Genomic DNA, 1,056 nt, shown 5'->3' with positions numbered 1-1,056 from the left:
CCATCGATGATCGAACGTTCCTTGCTCGTAGTCTTCGTGGTAATGGAGCGAGAAGTCACCGTTCTCGAACCAGACAATCTCTACTCGAGCATTTTGAACACTCGGGGGGTAAAACCGCGTATCGTACACACAGACCAGCCGCTCAGGGGCGAATTCAGGTTGGTCGACTATCTGCGTGAACCGCTCGTCGGTAGCAAATCTATCTCGAATGACGTCCAACCGGTCAAAATCAACTGGGGCACCTGAAACTGAATGGGATCCACTACTCTCATCCCACCCTGTCATACCGCCGTTCGCTGATCAGCAGCGTCACCCGACTCGGTTGCTAATGCCCGCTCAAGCAGATCAACCCGGTGGCGAGCGGTCTTCCACGCAGAAACGGCCTCCCAAACATCCTCTATCGATTGATCAGTAGTCGATGCGTGCTTTGAGAGAGAGACCGCTTCCGGCAACGCGACATCGAACTCCTCGGACAACTCCTCTGCCCGTGCTGCTTCGTCTTTCAAGAAGTCAAGGAGCTCCGCCGTTGAGTATTCATCTTGGAGCGCTTGGACCCGTCGCCAGTTCAAGTATGATTGGTTGCGTACATACGTGGCCGGCGACTCGGTAACCTGCTTCACGATACCCATCTGTTCGAACCACTCAAGGTACTCTCTCGCGGCGTCGACGCCGTGGCCTGCGAGGTCAGCAACTTCGCTGGCGGTCGCTGGAGTGCTGAGCCCAAGCACAGCGTCAAAGAAGTCGTCTCGCGTCCGCTCCCCACGGACAAGCTCCTCTGGCGAGGTCAGGGCGTCGAAATCTGGCGCTTTAGTTCGCTCCTCGGCATTGGCCTGTAGTTCAGAGCGCGGTTCTTCCATACTCACACCACGTGATTAACAGGAATAAATCTTGCTGGCACGGATTATTCCGTTTGCATGATTCGAGAGGCTGTATTAACCAACAGGCCGGCTAGATACGCCCAGTTGTTGGTTAACATAGTTGTCGATGTCTCATATCTGGTGTAGTGCTTTATTACAAGTACATCGAAAATGAGACATCTGGACGTTGAGATTGAGA

Annotated in this window: 1 protein-coding gene and 1 pseudogene; both read right to left on the bottom strand. The window is 53.9% G+C overall.

Annotation, left to right across the window (positions count from 1 at the left end; genetic code table 11):
- Nucleotides 1-285 (bottom strand): annotated as a pseudogene (locus DEQ92_RS24570) (hypothetical protein); the annotation flags it as partial.
- The gene (locus DEQ92_RS20855; protein WP_115821715.1) at nucleotides 282-857 is read right to left on the bottom strand and encodes a hypothetical protein; all 576 of its coding nucleotides are present in this window, start codon (nucleotides 855-857) and stop codon (nucleotides 282-284) included. The pseudogene DEQ92_RS24570 and the gene DEQ92_RS20855, both read right to left, overlap by 4 nt.
- Between the last annotated feature and the right edge of the window lie 199 nt (nucleotides 858-1,056).

Source organism: Haloferax sp. Atlit-6N, assembly GCF_003383195.1.
Classification (GTDB): domain Archaea; phylum Halobacteriota; class Halobacteria; order Halobacteriales; family Haloferacaceae; genus Haloferax; species Haloferax gibbonsii.
Note: the sequence above shows the minus strand (reverse complement) of the source record. Positions and strands in the feature narration are given on the sequence as shown.